Annotated in this window: 17 protein-coding genes and 1 pseudogene; 4 read left to right on the forward strand and 14 right to left on the reverse strand. The window is 58.7% G+C overall.

From position 1 onward, the window contains the following. The first annotated feature begins 123 nt into the window (after positions 1 to 123). The 3 genes from rfbF to rfbH are packed head-to-tail and all read left to right on the forward strand — an operon-like array spanning position 124 to position 3,336. Positions 124 to 897, forward strand: coding sequence for a glucose-1-phosphate cytidylyltransferase (gene rfbF, locus ABS758_RS02775; protein WP_350380615.1), 774 nt, complete (start codon positions 124 to 126; stop codon positions 895 to 897). Next, positions 894 to 1,997, forward strand: coding sequence for a CDP-glucose 4,6-dehydratase (gene rfbG, locus ABS758_RS02780; protein ID WP_350380614.1), 1,104 nt, complete (start codon positions 894 to 896; stop codon positions 1,995 to 1,997). The genes rfbF and rfbG overlap by 4 nt, the downstream gene beginning before the upstream one ends. 10 nt (positions 1,998 to 2,007) lie before the next feature. Beyond that, positions 2,008 to 3,336: a lipopolysaccharide biosynthesis protein RfbH gene (gene rfbH, locus ABS758_RS02785; protein ID WP_350380613.1), complete on the forward strand. Its 1,329-nt coding sequence runs from the start codon at positions 2,008 to 2,010 to the stop codon at positions 3,334 to 3,336. 385 nt (positions 3,337 to 3,721) lie between these two features. Here rfbH and ABS758_RS02790 read toward each other — a convergent pair whose 3' ends face one another. The 14 genes and pseudogenes from ABS758_RS02790 to ABS758_RS02855 form a co-directional block, all read right to left on the reverse strand. Next, positions 3,722 to 4,075, reverse strand: a complete 354-nt coding sequence (locus ABS758_RS02790) for a HipA domain-containing protein (RefSeq protein WP_350380611.1) — start codon at positions 4,073 to 4,075, stop codon at positions 3,722 to 3,724. Positions 4,076 to 4,110: 35 nt separating this feature from the next. After that, positions 4,111 to 4,209 (reverse strand): annotated as a pseudogene (locus ABS758_RS02795) (transposase); the annotation flags it as partial. Between the two features lie 35 nt (positions 4,210 to 4,244). Beyond that, positions 4,245 to 4,754, reverse strand: a complete 510-nt coding sequence (locus tag ABS758_RS02800) for a HipA domain-containing protein (RefSeq protein ID WP_350380609.1) — start codon at positions 4,752 to 4,754, stop codon at positions 4,245 to 4,247. Positions 4,755 to 4,767: 13 nt separating this feature from the next. Continuing rightward, on the reverse strand, positions 4,768 to 4,965 hold the full coding sequence (locus ABS758_RS02805) for a HipA N-terminal domain-containing protein (protein ID WP_350380607.1): 198 nt from the start codon (positions 4,963 to 4,965) through the stop codon (positions 4,768 to 4,770). 9 nt (positions 4,966 to 4,974) lie between these two features. After that, positions 4,975 to 5,274: a helix-turn-helix domain-containing protein gene (locus ABS758_RS02810; RefSeq protein WP_350380605.1), complete on the reverse strand. Its 300-nt coding sequence runs from the start codon at positions 5,272 to 5,274 to the stop codon at positions 4,975 to 4,977. Between the two features lie 271 nt (positions 5,275 to 5,545). Further along, positions 5,546 to 5,902, reverse strand: a complete 357-nt coding sequence (locus ABS758_RS02815; protein WP_350380603.1) for a RidA family protein — start codon at positions 5,900 to 5,902, stop codon at positions 5,546 to 5,548. A gap of 36 nt (positions 5,903 to 5,938) precedes the next feature. Further along, positions 5,939 to 7,081, reverse strand: a complete 1,143-nt coding sequence (locus ABS758_RS02820; RefSeq protein ID WP_350380601.1) for an NAD(P)/FAD-dependent oxidoreductase — start codon at positions 7,079 to 7,081, stop codon at positions 5,939 to 5,941. Then, a complete protein-coding gene (locus ABS758_RS02825; protein ID WP_350380599.1) occupies positions 7,074 to 8,507 on the reverse strand; it encodes an FAD-dependent oxidoreductase in 1,434 nt (477 codons plus the stop codon). Before ABS758_RS02825 ends, ABS758_RS02820 begins: the two co-directional genes overlap by 8 nt. Further along, positions 8,500 to 8,844 carry a (2Fe-2S)-binding protein gene (locus ABS758_RS02830; protein WP_350380596.1) on the reverse strand — a complete coding sequence of 115 codons (345 nt, stop codon included), beginning with the start codon at positions 8,842 to 8,844 and terminating at the stop codon, positions 8,500 to 8,502. The genes ABS758_RS02825 and ABS758_RS02830 overlap by 8 nt, the downstream gene beginning before the upstream one ends. Continuing rightward, positions 8,834 to 9,967, reverse strand: coding sequence for an NAD(P)/FAD-dependent oxidoreductase (locus tag ABS758_RS02835; RefSeq protein WP_350380593.1), 1,134 nt, complete (start codon positions 9,965 to 9,967; stop codon positions 8,834 to 8,836). The genes ABS758_RS02830 and ABS758_RS02835 overlap by 11 nt, the downstream gene beginning before the upstream one ends. A gap of 17 nt (positions 9,968 to 9,984) precedes the next feature. Next, positions 9,985 to 10,779: an ABC transporter permease gene (locus ABS758_RS02840; RefSeq protein WP_350380591.1), complete on the reverse strand. Its 795-nt coding sequence runs from the start codon at positions 10,777 to 10,779 to the stop codon at positions 9,985 to 9,987. A gap of 15 nt (positions 10,780 to 10,794) precedes the next feature. After that, complete coding sequence (locus tag ABS758_RS02845; protein ID WP_350380589.1) at positions 10,795 to 11,658, reverse strand: ABC transporter permease; 864 nt, start codon at positions 11,656 to 11,658, stop codon at positions 10,795 to 10,797. Continuing rightward, complete coding sequence (locus ABS758_RS02850) at positions 11,648 to 12,718, reverse strand: ABC transporter ATP-binding protein (RefSeq protein WP_350380586.1); 1,071 nt, start codon at positions 12,716 to 12,718, stop codon at positions 11,648 to 11,650. The genes ABS758_RS02845 and ABS758_RS02850 overlap by 11 nt, the downstream gene beginning before the upstream one ends. Positions 12,719 to 12,771: 53 nt before the next feature. After that, positions 12,772 to 13,800 (reverse strand): ABC transporter substrate-binding protein, encoded by a 1,029-nt coding sequence (locus ABS758_RS02855; protein ID WP_350380584.1) that lies wholly within the window; start codon positions 13,798 to 13,800, stop codon positions 12,772 to 12,774. Positions 13,801 to 14,056: 256 nt separating this feature from the next. On the opposite strand from ABS758_RS02855, the gene ABS758_RS02860 reads away from it, so the two are divergent. Next, positions 14,057 to 14,989, forward strand: coding sequence for a LysR substrate-binding domain-containing protein (locus tag ABS758_RS02860; protein ID WP_350380582.1), 933 nt, complete (start codon positions 14,057 to 14,059; stop codon positions 14,987 to 14,989). Positions 14,990 to 15,101: the final 112 nt, after the last annotated feature.

The raw sequence follows: 15,101 nt of genomic DNA on the forward strand, positions 1-15,101 counted from the left end.
ACGCGACACACAGCACAGTGCCCTTTCACTGTAAACTTACGTTACCTGCGCAAGACTTTATGCCGCCACGCTCAGCCTATTTCGAACAGTCCGCGCAGACCCACAAGAAGGGAACCCGCACTTATGAAAGCAGTTATTCTGGCCGGAGGGCTTGGCACTCGCATCAGCGAAGAGACCGCTACCCGACCAAAGCCTATGGTAGAGATCGGTGGCAAGCCTCTGTTGTGGCACATCATGAAAATCTACTCCCACCACGGGTTCAACGACTTCATCATCTGCTGCGGCTACAAGGGGTACGTGATCAAAGAGTACTTCGCCAACTATTTCCTGCACATGTCCGACGTCACTTTTGATATGTTGGAAAACACCATGCAGGTCCACGAACGCCATGCGGAGCCCTGGAAAGTCACTCTTGTCGACACGGGCCTGGACACACAAACTGGCGGGCGGCTGCGCCGGGTCGCGCCCTACCTTCAGGGCGAAGAATCCTTCTGCTTCACCTACGGAGACGGCCTGAGCGACGTTGATATCAGCGCAGTGCTGGCGTTTCATCGGTCAAGTGGACTGCTTGCCACCATCACGGCCACCGCCCCGCCCGGGCGTTTCGGCGCACTGGACATCCAAGAAGACAAGGTCCGGCGCTTTCAGGAAAAACCCAAAGGTGACGGCGGCCTGATCAATGGGGGCTTCTTTGTTCTGTCGCCCGACGTCATCAAATACATCGACGGCGACAACTGCCTCTGGGAGCAATCTCCCCTCGAGACCCTGGCCCAAGAAGGCCAACTTGGCGCCTACATCCACGAAGGGTTCTGGCAACCCATGGATACGCTGCGCGACAAAATCCAGTTGGAAAACTTGTGGCAATCGGGACATGCCCCTTGGAAAACATGGCGATGACAGACGGTTTCTGGCACGGCCGTCGCGTCTTCGTAACCGGCCACACTGGCTTTAAAGGCAGTTGGCTCAGCCTGTGGCTGCAAAAGCTCGGCGCAGAAGTCACCGGTCTCGCCCTCTCGCCCCCGACATCTCCCGGTCTGTTTGATCTGGCGCACGTTGTGCAAGGCATGGACTCCACTCTGGGGGACATCCGGGATCCGGGGACAGTGCGGTCCGCGATGTCCCGCGCCCAGCCCGAAGTCGTGATCCATATGGCCGCCCAACCGTTGGTACGCAGGTCGTATCATGACCCTGCAGAAACGTACGCCATTAACGTCCTGGGAACTGTGCACGTTCTGGATGCCATCAGACATTGTCCGTCGGTCAAAGCAGCGGTCAACGTCACGACAGACAAATGCTATGAAAATCACGAATGGCCATGGCCTTATCGTGAAAGCGATGCGCTGGGCGGGCATGATCCCTATAGCGCCAGCAAAGCCTGCTCCGAGCTGGTTACGGCCAGCTATCGACGTGCTTTTTTAGAGCACCCTGAACCAGGCCATCAAAAGGTCGCACTGGCCAGCGCCCGCGCCGGTAATGTCATTGGCGGCGGTGACTGGGCATCCGACCGCCTGATCCCCGATCTGGTGCGCGCGCGCGATAGCCGCCAGCCCCTGCAGATTCGCCGCCCCCAGGCTGTCCGCCCATGGCAGCATGTACTGGAGCCTTTGCGTGGTTATCTGATGCTGGCAGAACGCCTGCTGGACCCAAACACCCAGTGCGCCCAGGCATTCAACTTTGGACCATCCCCCCATGACGCCAGAACCGTCGCCTGGGTGATCGAACGCTTATCCCAACAATGGCACGTACCCGTGCATTACAGCGTAGACCACACCGGCCCCCACGAGGCCGGCCTGCTGCAGCTCGACGCCTCAAAAGCACGCCATATGCTGGGCTGGCAGCCTCAATTGACCGTGGAAGCCGCACTGGATCTGACGAGAGACTGGTTCGAGCACTTCTGGAACGGCGCAAACCCCAAGGATCTGGTGTTGAGTCAGATCGAGATTTACGAATCTCTCTGCGACACACAACCTTCACCCCACACATCCGATTTGTTATGAGATCAGCAGCATGATTGATACGCCCGAAACCCGAGCCCTGCGGCAGGAAATCTCGAACTTAGTGGAAAAATATGCCACTGTCAGTTTGGCTCCCAAGCCATTTTCCCCAGGAAGCTCGGCTATCCCCCCTTCGGGCAAGCTGATCGACGGTAAAGAATTGCAATTGATGGTCGAGGCGGTACTAGATGGCTGGCTGACGACTGGTCGATTCAATACCCAGTTCGAGCAGAGTCTGGCGAAGTTTCTCGGGGTCAACTACGCCATTACGGTCAATTCCGGTTCCTCTGCCAACTTGGTTGCTTTCAATACCCTGACCAGCCCTAAACTGGGAAACCGCGCCATTCTGCCCGGCGACGAAGTAATTGGAGTCGCTGCCGGCTTCCCCACGACAGTCAATCCCATTATCCAGTATGGCGCCATTCCGGTGTTTATCGACGTCCATCTGGGCACCTACAACATCAGCGCCGATCTGATCGAAGCCGCCATCACGCCGAAAACCAAGGCCATCATGCTGGCCCACACCCTGGGCAATCCCTACAATCTGGATCAGGTGACAGCCCTGTGCAAGAAATACAAACTGTGGCTGATTGAGGACTGTTGCGATGCGCTGGGCTCCACCTATCGCGGAAAGATGGTGGGCACCTTTGGGGATATCGGCACGCTAAGCTTTTACCCCGCCCACCACATCACCATGGGTGAAGGCGGCGCCGTCTTCACCAACGACCCGGAACTGAAGACAATTGCAGAAAGCTTCCGGGACTGGGGGCGAGACTGCTACTGCGCCCCTGGTTGCGACGACACCTGTGGCAAACGATTCGGTTGGCAATTCGGCACCCTGCCCGCCGGCTATGACCATAAATACACCTACAGCCATCTTGGCTACAACCTGAAGATTACGGACACTCAGGCTGCCTGCGCCCTGGCGCAGCTTGAAAAAGTACCCTCTTTCATCGCCCAGAGGAAGGCTCATTTTTCCTACATCAAGGAACAATTGTCTGACTGCGAGGAATTTCTGATTCTGCCCGAAGCCACGCCTCATTCAGATCCATCCTGGTTCGGCTTTCCCCTAACGCTACGCGACGATGCGCCTGTCACACGCCTGGACCTGCTGACCTACTTGAACCAACACCGCATCGGGACACGGTTGCTGTTTGCGGGAAATCTGACACGGCAACCCTACATGCATGGCCGGAATTACCGTGTCAGCGGGACTCTGGAAAATACGGATACGGTTATGAACCAGACGTTCTGGGTGGGTGTGCAACCCGCACTGACTCAGGAAATGATTGATTTCATGGTTCTGAAGATCAAGACGTTTTTGGGGGTTGTGTTTGAGTAATGAGTGTAGTGTTCGAAAAACCCCACCTCAATCTGAAGCGTTATTTATGCTTAAGAAGCAAAGCTAATGCCTGCGCACGTCAAAATCGAATGATCCTGGATTCGTATAGTCCCCACCGACAAACCCGCCAAAATTAAAGAAAAGCTTCTTGATGTAAAGGTTGATCTAGGTATCCGTTCGGCGAACGCAACTTGGGCCGGCTGCGGATCCGATAGAGCATACGTGTCCGCTTAACTAGCGTGGACGCATATGCACCAAGAGCCCATCAGCAAGCCGCTTCGTCGGCGCCGCACCTATACCGCACAGTTCAAGACCGATCTGGTCGCCCATGTACTGAGGCGCATCCACGAAGGGGCGAGCAGGCAAGGGAGCGACGGAAAATTCGTCACTGCCGCAAAGCAGCAAACGCAGCGCCTTGGCTAATGCCTTGCCATATGGTGTTGATTTGCCCGGATGGTACTTTTTGCTCCTCGGCAAAATCCGGCCAAGCCTCTACAGCCTGAAATACCTGCTGGACGATACTGTCGGCGTCATCTACGCCCAAGCGCTGGCCCAGGCGCTGCAAAGACGCAAGCGAGGGCTGTCCTTCTCCTTCTACCGACGTCATGTGCTCGGTACCGCCCATCCCGCTGCTGAAAGTGAGGTCGTAGGCGGGGGAAAACTGCCAGGTGCTGTTGCCCCCACCTGATTCAATCAGCGTGAAGTTCTTTACGTGGTCGTCCTGGTTGTGGGCCAGCACATTAAAAACCGCAAGCCGGTAGGCCTTGGAAACCTCACCCCCAGGCGGGCCGCAACGTCAGCAACCTTGTGGCCACGCTCAGTCGTCTGGCGCACCGCTTCGATCTTGAATTCCTCGGAAAATCGCTTTTGCATGGCATTCGTACTCATGACAACTCCTCATCGCCTCATTATGAGGCAGGTGGGTGTCTAGAGGTTCCGGGTCGATTCATAATGCCTTGCCATATGGTGTTGATTTGCCCGGATGGTACTTTTTGCTCCACGGCAAAATCCGGCCAAGCCTCTACAGCCTGGAATACCTGCTGGACGATGCTGTCGGCGTCATCTACGCCCAAGCGCTGGCCCAGGCGCTGCAAAGACGCAAGCGAGGGCTGTCCTTCTCCTTCTACCGACGTCATGTGCTCGGTACCGCCCATCCCGCTGCTGAAAGTCAGGTCGTAGGCGGGGGAAAACTGCCAGGTGCTGTTGCCCCCACCTGATTCAATCAGCGTGAAGTTCTTTACGTGGTCGTCCTGGTTGTGGGCCAGCACATTAAAAACCGCAAGCCGGTAGGCCTTGGAAACCTCACGCACATCCCTGGAGGCCATCCCCACAAGTTTCAGTACATCTTCGTAGTCCATGCTGGGCTCGCGGTGAGAAAGCTCCAGCATCCCGCCCACGGATACGATGTGGCGTTTCACATCGCCAACCCGATCAAACCGTCGCACTGCAAAGATCGGTGGCTTTGAATGCGCCTGTACGCAAAGCGAAGGCGGGCATCGGGCTTAAGGCAAATCCAGACCTGATCCAGCGATCATCGTACTCGAACCAGATCTCTCCCTTGGAACTGCGCGCCAGCTGACCAACGGGCTGCCCGGACAGAAGCACCTCAAGCTCGGTCACATGCTGCATGGCCATCTCCTAGCCACGCCCGCGTTTTCGGGCAGGCTGTACAATATCTTTTAGACGCACCGGCTCTCCCATCGAGGCGAAAAGCCCCTTGAAATCATCCAAATTGCCTAACGCCTGTGCGAGCTTCAAAAGTGCCATCACGCCGATCTCCCCCGTGGTCTCGAAGCGTTTGATCGTGCCCTCTGGCACCCCGGAGCGAGCGGCAAGACTTTTGCGTGAAAGGTTTTCAGCAAGACGGCGCTGACGCGCCGCCTGAGCAATTTTCTGCGCGATATCTTGATGGTTAACAATAGATAATATCTGATCCATTAAATGATAAATATTTATTTAACAGATAACATATTATCACTTATATGGAATGAATACATCACTGTACTGGCGTCAGCAAAGCTCAGAATCACAATTGATGCAAGGCCTTGATCACCACGATGCTCAGCCGTATCGGCAAACCCGTCCGATTGGCAACTGGCTAGTATGGGCCCAAGGCATCAGAAGACGACACGACACAAAAAGCTCTCAAAAAGGCCCATGACAGCGTCGTTTACAAGCCGATAGCTTGCAGCCATCGGCCCTCCGCTACTTAAACAGCAGCGCTAACAATCACTTCCACCAGCAACCCCGGGCGGGCCAGATGCGCTTCGCACGTCGCACGGGTAGGCACACCCTGAGGATCCACCCACTCTTCCCAGGCAGCGTTCATGCCATCGAAATCGCGGTCGATGTCGCGCAGCCAGATTTGTGCTGTCAGCAGGCGGGATTTGTTGGTGCCGGCCTGGGCCAGGTAGCCATCGATCTTGGCCAGCGCGTCGCGGGTTTGTTCCTTGATGTCTGCTTCGGGGTTGGAGCCGGTTACCCCGGCGATGTAGGCCACGCCGTTGTGGATGACGATGCGGCTGAGGCGTTTGGTACTGTCAATGCGCTGGATGTCGGTAGACATGTGGAGTGCTCCTGATAAGCAAAAAGAAAATGGACGTTAGAAAAAACGGCCAACAGAAAATGGGGAAACAGGCAGGCGGCTGGTGCCGTCGCACAGTAACTCACTGACGATGCGCCCGGCGATTGGCCCCAGTTCAAAGCCGTGGGCCGAGAAACCAAAGGCGTGGATCACATGGGCGTCATTGCGGCTGGGGCCCAACACGGGGATGCCATCGGGCATAAAGGCTTCTACCCCACCCCAAGCATGGGCCACGGGCAATTGTGCCAGATGTGGAAACAGGCTGCGCACTGTATGGGCGCTGGGCGCAAGGCTTAGCAGGTCTACATCGGCAACACGGTCTGTCAGGTTGGGCTGGCAGCGCAGGCCGCCGCCAATCACCACGGTGCCATTGGCAAATTGCTTCAACGACAATGGCCGGCTGGATCCACCCAATACGGGGCTTAAAAATGGGGCGGTACGCTGGGTCACCATCAGCATCAGGCCATCGGCCGTTACAGGTACGGGATCTCCCAGCTGTTGGGCCAACTGTCCTGCCCAGGCCCCGGCGGCGTTTACCAGGGCGGGTGCGGTAAAGGTTTGGCCTTGCGCGGATACTACCCAGTTTGAGCCCCGCTGCCACACCTGGGTGACACAATGGTTTTCGTGGATGTGCACGCCGGCCGCCTGGGCGGCTTGGTAAAACGCCATCACTGCGCCATAGGGCCAGGCGTGGCCATCACCCTCTACCCAGATGCCGCCGCGCACGTGCGGCGCCATGGCCGGCACCAGCGCACGCACTTTCTCCTGGCTGATCATTACTTCATGGTGGTAGCCCAAAGATGCCAGCTGCTGCACGCGCTGCTGCGCGTTTTGCACGTCCTGGTCGGTTTCCAGCACCTGCAGCTGGCCACAGGACACAAAGCCAAGATCTTGCCCGACAACTTCCTGCCCTACTCGCCAGATTTCGTCGCGGGAGGCCAGGGCCAGGGGGATCTCGGCCTCGTGGCGGCCCATGGTGCGCACGCCTCCGGCGTTGACGCCGGAGGAATGGCGGCCACAGTAGTCTCTTTCAAGCAAACACACCGAGAGCCCACGCTTGGCCAAATGCCACGCCGAGGACAAACCCACCAGGCCGCCGCCCACCACAATGACGTCGCAGCCCTGCGGCAGGCTGCCGGCTGCAGGTGCCTTGTCAGCCATGATGCGGGGCTTCCTCTGCCAGTTGTGCCAGGGTGATGGGTTTGATGGGCGGGCGAATCCGGTAGTAGCCCACCTCGGCGGGCGGCATGTTACGGGCGCCGGCGATCAGCTCGGTTACCGTCAGGCCGCACTGGCGGCCCTGGCACGGGCCCATGCCACACCGGCTAAACGACTTGGTCTGGTTGGGGCCGGTACATCCCAGTTCTACATACTCGCGCAAGCGCCCGGCGCTGACTTCCTCGCAACGGCACACCATCACATCGTCTGCGGGGATGCGGTGCTCATCGCGCGGGCGGTAAAGCGCATCGATAAACGGCCGGATCTGACGGGCCTTTTTTAGTGCTGCAATCAGCGGTGCAGCCAGCGTGTCGCGCTGTGCCGCATCCAGCTTGCCTGCGACACTGGCCACACCCAGGCCGGTGATCCGGCCCTGCAATGCGGCCGCCTGTGCACCACTGATGGCTGCACCGTCGCCCGCCACATAAATACCGGGCACGTCCAGCTGGCCCCAGGCATCGGTTTGCGGGTGCCAGCACAGCTGCTGCTCACTCCACTGGTGGGCTGCCCGCAGCGACCATGTAATCTGGGTATTGGGCACCACCCCCTGATGCAGCAGGACCAGGCTGGCCGGCAAGCTACAGCGCTGCCCGTCTGCGGTAAAGGTGATCTGCTCGGCATGGGTCTCGCCTTGGATAGCCAGGCCGGACACACCCCGGTAATGGGGCACTTTATGCCGCCGGATGGCGGCCAACAGCCCCAGGCCTTTGGCCAGGTCTCGCCAGCCGGCCAGCATCTGGCCGATATGGCCGCGGGCATGCCCCGGGCGGGGGGCCTCTGCGGTATCCAGAATAGCCTTGATGGGCACGCCGGCCCGCAAATATTGCCAGGCCAGCAAATACAACAAAGGCCCGCAGCCCGCCAGCACCGGCGCTTGCTGGGGCACCACCCCAGCGCTTTTCATAAGGATTTGCGCAGCGCCGGCTGTCATCACACCCGGCAGTGTCCAGCCCGGTATAGGAAAGGGCCGCTCCATGGCGCCGGTGGCCACCACGACGGCGGCAGTTGCCTGCAGGCTTAGCACATGCCCGTCGCGCAAGGCATGTACCCGGCGCTCTCGGGTAAGCTGCCAGACGGCGGTATTGGGCCAGTATTGGGCACCAGAGGACAAAAACGCCTGCGCAATCTGGCTGCCTTTTTGATAATCGGGGCCCAGGATAGCCTGCCGATTGGCATCAGCCTGGGTAATCTGGCGGTAGATCTGGCCGCCAACGGCGTGTTGCTCGTCCAGCAGCACCACCGACAGCCCCTGATGGCTGGCTTCGGTGGCCGCCGCCATGCCGGCCGGCCCCGCCCCGATCACCACCACATCCACCTGGACATCGGGTTCTCGCAGGGGTACGTATTCTTGTTCTGCCAAACTAGCCATGAAGCACCTCCTGCTGGGCCAGGCCGGCAAATCCCGGCATGCGCATGGATTTCACTACCATGCCTTCCTGCACCGTCACCAGGCAAGACTGCTGATTCGGCTGGCCATCGATCTCTACCAGGCACTCGAAGCACACACCCATCATGCAATAAGGGGCACGCGGGCGCTGGCTGACGGCCGAAGGATGAAAGGCCTCCAGGCCAGCGAGCAACAAGGCGGCTGCCACCGAGATGCCGGCGGGCACCGCCACGGGCTGGCCATCCAGCTCAAGCGTAATCTGTGCCACCGTGGCCCCAGGCGCGGCCGGCAAGGTGCGAAACAATTGTTCAGTGCGCATCCAAAGGCCCCTCCGTCGGCCTGGTCGAGCAAAATCGGTTAACTCCAAAACCATCGATACCGGCCGGCCGGTCACCCCCGGCCAGCCAGGACGCCAGGGTAAGCGCATGCTGCGCGGCCAGCGTAACGCCGCTGTGGCAAGTGATGACAAACGCGCCCGGCAAGCTGTCAGACTCCTGATACACCGGAAAGCCATCGGGCGTCATCACCCGCAGCGCGGCCCAGCTGCGCACCAGGCGCAGCTCGCCCAGCGCCGGCATGCAACGCACGGCACGGGCAGCAATATTGCCCAATACCGGCGTGCTGACGTTATCGTCGTAGCCAGCCTCTTCCATCGAATCACCCACCTGGATGGTGCCCTCATCGGTTTGGCGGATCAGATTGTTGGGATAGGACAGCACCGGCGGCAGGCGCTCGGTGATAAGAACCTCGCCACGGTTGGGTGCCACGGGCACCTGCAGGCCGATGTGCGGCGCCAGCGTGCGATTGGCCAGGCCGGCTGCCAGCACAACACGGCCCGCCTGCCAGCGTTGCGTACCTGCCTGCACTTCAAAGCCACTTCCTTGTTTGGCGACGGTGGTAACGTGCTGACGTGTATGGATGGCCACCCCGCGCTGCCGGCAGGCCTGATGCAGGCTGCCCAATAGTTTCAAGGGATTGACGTGCCCGTCCATGGGCGAATAACTGGCACCAAATACAGTTGGGCCCAGGGCCGGCAGCAGCGTACGCGCCGCTTTAAGATCAAGCATCTCAAAGGGGTAATCGGCCCCCACGGCATCCTGCAACTCTTGCAGGCGTGCCTGGCGCTCCAGGAACTCACTTTCTGTGAGGCACAGGTGCAGGCCGCCGCGTTGTTGCAGGCAGACATCCACACCAGTGTCCTCCAGCAACGCAGCTGCCAGTTGCGGCCACAGGCGCGCCGAGCCACGGCTCCAGCGAGCGTAATCAGGCTTGCCCACGCCTTTGCCTTGCACCCACACCAGGCCGAAGTTACCGCGCGAAGCCCTGAAGACCTGGTCACCCTCATCCAGCAAGGTGACGCTTACCCCCTGGCGCGCCAGCCCATAGGCAACGGCACTACCCAGCAGGCCTGCGCCCACCACCACAACATCACTTGTTTGCATGCTTGGCCTTTACTTGTTTATCGATTACCCACCAGCACGCGCTCAAGCCCGACGATGCGGTCAAGCACCACCATCAGAACCAGCGTGCCGACAATCAGCACGGTAGAGACGGAGGTCACCAGCGGATCGATGGTTTGCGCGATGTGGTTGTACATCACCACAGGCAAGGTGGTCATGCCCGGAGTGGCCACGAAAATGGTCATGGTCAATTCGTCAAAGCTTTGGGCAAATGACAAAATCCAGCCGCCTGCAATGCCTGGCAAGATCATGGGCATCAGGATGCGACGCGCCACAGTCCACCGGGGCGCGCCCAAAGATTGCGCGGCGCGCTCGGCATCCATTTCCATGCCTGTGGCAGCGGCCAGCACCAGCCGCAAGGCGTAGGGGGTGACAATAATGACGTGCGTGGCGACCAGCCAGAAAAAAGATCCACTCATCCCTGCCAGGCTGAAAAAGCGTAAAAACGCCACCCCCAAGACCACTTGGGGAATCATCAGCGGCGAGAGAAAAAACGCCAGCAGCGCATTGCGCCCTACAAAGCGATGGCGCGCAATGGCCAGCGCCGCGGGCACGGCCATGGCCACGGCAACGCTCGCCGAGGCCAGGCCCAACAAGAGCGAGATCCAGAATGCGTGAACCATCTCGGGTGCCTGTGCGATGGCGCGAAACCAGCGTAGCGACAAACCACCCTCGGGCATGGAGATATAGCCCTTGTCGGTAAACGAGACCACCATCACCACCACCAGCGGTGCCAGGATGAAGGCAATGAACAAGGTGTGATAACACAGGGCAAGCCAACCATTTTTTTTCATGAGAGTCTCCGGGTGTCAGAACACTTGTTTGAAGCGGCGTTCAACCAGCCGGTTGCAGCCCAGGATAATCACCAGATTGGCCACCAGGAGAATCAGCACAATGGCGGCCCCCAGCGGCCAGTTGAGCGTACTGAGGAATTCGTCATACGCTGCCGTGGCAGCCACCTTGAGGCGCCGGCCGCCCAAAATGGCCGGGGTGGCAAAGGCTGAAGCCGACAGTGCAAAGACGATGATGCTGCCCGACAAAATGCCCGGCAGAATCTGCGGCAGGATCACTCGGCGCATCACGGTGAAGTGCGAGGCCCCCAAAGACAAGCCCGCCTGGGCCATTTGGGGATCCAGCTTTTGCAAGGAGGCCCACACCGAGATCACCATAAAAGGGATCAGCACATGCGTCAGGGCCACCACCACGCCGGTCATGGTAAATACCAGCCGTGTGGGCGCATCAATAATGCCAAACAGCATCAGCAGGTAATTGATCAGACCGTCGTTATCCATCAAGATGGCCCAGCCCAGGGTACGCACCACCACCGAGATCAGCAGCGGCGCCAGGATGATCACCAGAAAGAAACCTCGCCAGGGGCTGCGCATGCGCGTCAGGATCAGGGTCTCGGGCACGCCAAAGATCACGCACAGCACGGTGGTGCCGGCAGCCAGCCCCAGGGTGCGCAAAAAGATCTCGTGGTAATACGGGTCGGCAATGATTTCCAGGTAGTTGTGCAGCGAGTAATCGTCGCTGAAGGTGCCAATACCATCAAAAGTATGAAACGACAGCACGGTAGTGAGCGCCAGCGGTGCCAGCAGCATCACCAGAAACACAATCAAGGCAGGGGCGGACAGCGCCCAAGGCGCCCAGCGCCGGGCAACACTAGTGTCCATGGGGCTGCTCCTTGTTTAGCACCCGGATGTCGGTGTCTGCCCAGGTAAGGCCGACATCTTCACCCTCTTGCACGGTCAGCTTGCCAATATTGGGTACCGATACCCGCATCGGGCCGTGGGCCGTGTCAACCTCCAGCACCCAGTGATCGCCCAAAAACAGGCGGGTAATAACGCGCCCTGTCAGCCGGCCTTCGGCGTGCGGTGCCAGGCGGATTTTTTCGGGACGGATATACACATCGACGCGCGATTGCAGGGTGGCGCCCTGACAAGGCACCTGAACCACCAACGACTGCAACTGCACGGTACAGGTGCTGCCATCCTGGGCGCTGACCTGGCCCGACAAAATATTGGTTTTGCCTAAAAAGTTGGAAGCAAACGCCGAGACCGGGTGTTCGTAAGCGGCATAGGGCTCGTCGTACTGAACGATCTTGCCGCCATGCATCACCGCGATGCGGTCGCTCATGGTCATGGCTTCGGTTTGGTCGTGCGTGACCAAAATGGTGGTAATGCCCAACTGGCGCTGGATGGCACGCAACTCGATATGCATCTCGCTGCGCAGCTTGGCATCCAGGTTGGACATGGGTTCGTCGAGCAGCAGAACCGCCGGACGGATGGCCAGTGCCCGGGCAATGGCCACACGCTGGCGCTGTCCCCCTGAGAGTTCTCGTGGGTAGCGCGCATCAAGCCCCTGCAAGCGCACCATCTCAAGTGTTTCGGCCACCCGCAATTGGCAGTCGGATTGCTTGATGCCTCTCATCTCCAGGCCAAAACGCACGTTTTCGGCGACCGTCATGTGGGGAAACAAGGCGTAGCTTTGAAACACAATGCCCATACCACGCTTCTCGGGCTTTTGCGCCAGGATGCTGTGCCCATTTACCCGGATATCACCCTTTGACGGCGCCAGAAAACCCGCAATCATCTGCAAGGTCGTGGTTTTGCCGCACCCTGAAGGGCCCAGCAGAGAGACGAATTCGCCCTTTTCCACCTGCAAATCCAGGTGTTCGACCGCCAGGAAGTCGCCAAACGCTTTTCTGAGGCCGCTGATTTCAAGAAAACTCACGTCGCCATTCCTATCAAGATGGCCCCCTGCTGGAGGGGGCCTGTTAATCCGGCTTAGCGCTCTACCGTACGGTTCCAGCGATTAGTCCATTTGGCGCGCTCGGCGTTGACAACGGCGTAATCCACTGACTCAAGCTTCTTGATCTGCTCCGGGCCATAAGGCACGGCGGCAGCCACTTCGGGGCTTAACTTGGTTTTGGAATTGACGGGCCCCCAGGCCTGGGTTTCAGCTAAAATGGCCTGTACTTCGGGGCTTAGCAGAAACTGCACAAACGCTTGCGCTTCGGGCTTGGCATCGGGCCGCGCCACCGGGCAGACAGCGGTAAAGAGCGCAACAGCGCCTTCCTTGGGATAGACAAACTTGACCGGGAAGCCCGTGGCCTCGAGGGCATACACCCGGCCACTGCCCCAGACACCGATCACGCCAGAGCCGTTCTGAAAGAGCTCGGACATCTTGCCGGGTGAGGGCTCCCACGCCAACACGTTAGGGGCGACTTTCTCGGTGATCGCCTTGAAGCCGGGATCAATATCCTTGACCCCACCGCCATTGAGTTCGGCGAATTTGATCAGCGTATGCAAGCCATACCCATTGGAGACGGGCGGGATGACAACCTTTTGCTTGAACTTGGGGTCTTCCAAATCATGCCAGGAAGTGGGCGCGTCCCAACCTGCCTTGGCAAAGGCTTCTGTGCTGTAGAACAGGCCCGTGGCCACCACACCCAGCGCGGAGGCCGACTTGCCTATGTTGGCCAGGGGATAGAGGTCTTTATAAACCGGTGCATCGGCCAGAGGGGCACATAGCTGAAACTGCTGAGCCTGCTGCATGGGGCCATCATCGATCAGCACCACATCAAACTGCGGATTGGATTTTTGGGCCACCAGCTTGGCCAGGGTGTCTGTGGAGTTGCCTGGCACATACACCACATCGTTTTTGGTTTTTTGCTTGTACAGCGGGATGATCTGGTCGCGGAATGCCTGCTCGGTGGAGCCCCCATAGGAGCCCACATTGAGGGTTACGGCCTGGGCCAGCACCGGCAGGGTTGATATCGCAAGAACAGAGGCAACGGTCAGTAAACGCTTCATATGGAGTCTCCTTGGCTTACTTAAGAGGGATCTTAGTAAAAACCCTATGTTATTTAAAGATAGTTACAAGGTCGAAGAAGATCCTTGTATTTACTATACTAATCAGCCAAGCGAATAAAATGAAATGCTATTTTTTACTGATACTATGTCTTTTTGACATCACATTGTCATTGCTTCCTTGTGATTGCGTGCTGTCGCCCCCTTGCTCCTCTCTTTAACAACTGCCGCTTCTTTAGCCCCCTCACCTACTTGCGCCATGAACAACCGGATTACCCTTCGCCACCTGGAAGCCTTTCGTGCCGTGATGCTGAATAAAACGGTTACCAGCGCAGCCACGGCCATGCATGTCTCCCAGCCTGTGGTCACGCGCCTGGTGGCCGATTTTGAACAGCGCACCGGCATCCCCCTGTTCGAGCGCCAGCGCGGCCGGCTGCATCCCACGCCCGAAGCCCGGCTGCTCTACGAAGAAGTCAAACGCTCACTGGCTGGGGTGGCGCGCATCACCGATGCCGCGGCTGAGATCCGCACCCTGCAGCGCGGCAGCCTGCGTATTGCTGCGGCACCCAATTTAGCCTTGGATTTTTTGCCTGGGGTGATCGGACGGTTTTTAAAGCACCACCAACACGCGCGCATCCAGTTGTTACTACTCAGCTCACCCGACGTAATGGAGCGAGTCCGGGACGGCCAATCCGACATTGGTTTCGTGGTTTTGGGCCTGCATCTGCAATCCAGTCATTGTCAGTTGCTGATGTCCACACGCATGGTGTGCGTCATCCCGAAAGGCCACCGCCTGCAGGGCAAGTCTTCTATTGCCCCCGAAGACCTACACGGCGAGCACTTTGTGTCGTACTCACATATCCTGGACACCCGCAGCATGGTGGACACCATTTTTGTCACCCACGACGTTCGCCGCATACTGAACGTTGAAACACAAAACTCATATGCCATGCTGCGCCTGGTTGAGGCTGGCGCAGGGGTAGCCATCATTGACGCGCTCACCGCTGCCAACCATCAGCACGAAGACAGCGTACGCTTTATCCCTTTTGCCGCCAGTGTGCCCATGAACTTCTCACTCATGACCTCACCAGATCAAACCCCCAGCGCCTTGCAACAGCCGTTTATCGACTTCCTACGCCAGGAGATGGATCGCTATATTCCGCCAGAGCTGGTGATCACCCGAGGCAGCTAGACACAGCCTGTATTGCCCACCTGTACGAGCTCTGGGTAGCCCGGCGGCACGTACATCACCCACCTGTAAAAGTATCCAGGCACAACAAGACGTTTTAAATTTCCCCGACAGC

The organism is Castellaniella sp. FW104-7C03, from assembly GCF_040276085.1.
GTDB lineage: Bacteria > Pseudomonadota > Gammaproteobacteria > Burkholderiales > Burkholderiaceae_B > Castellaniella.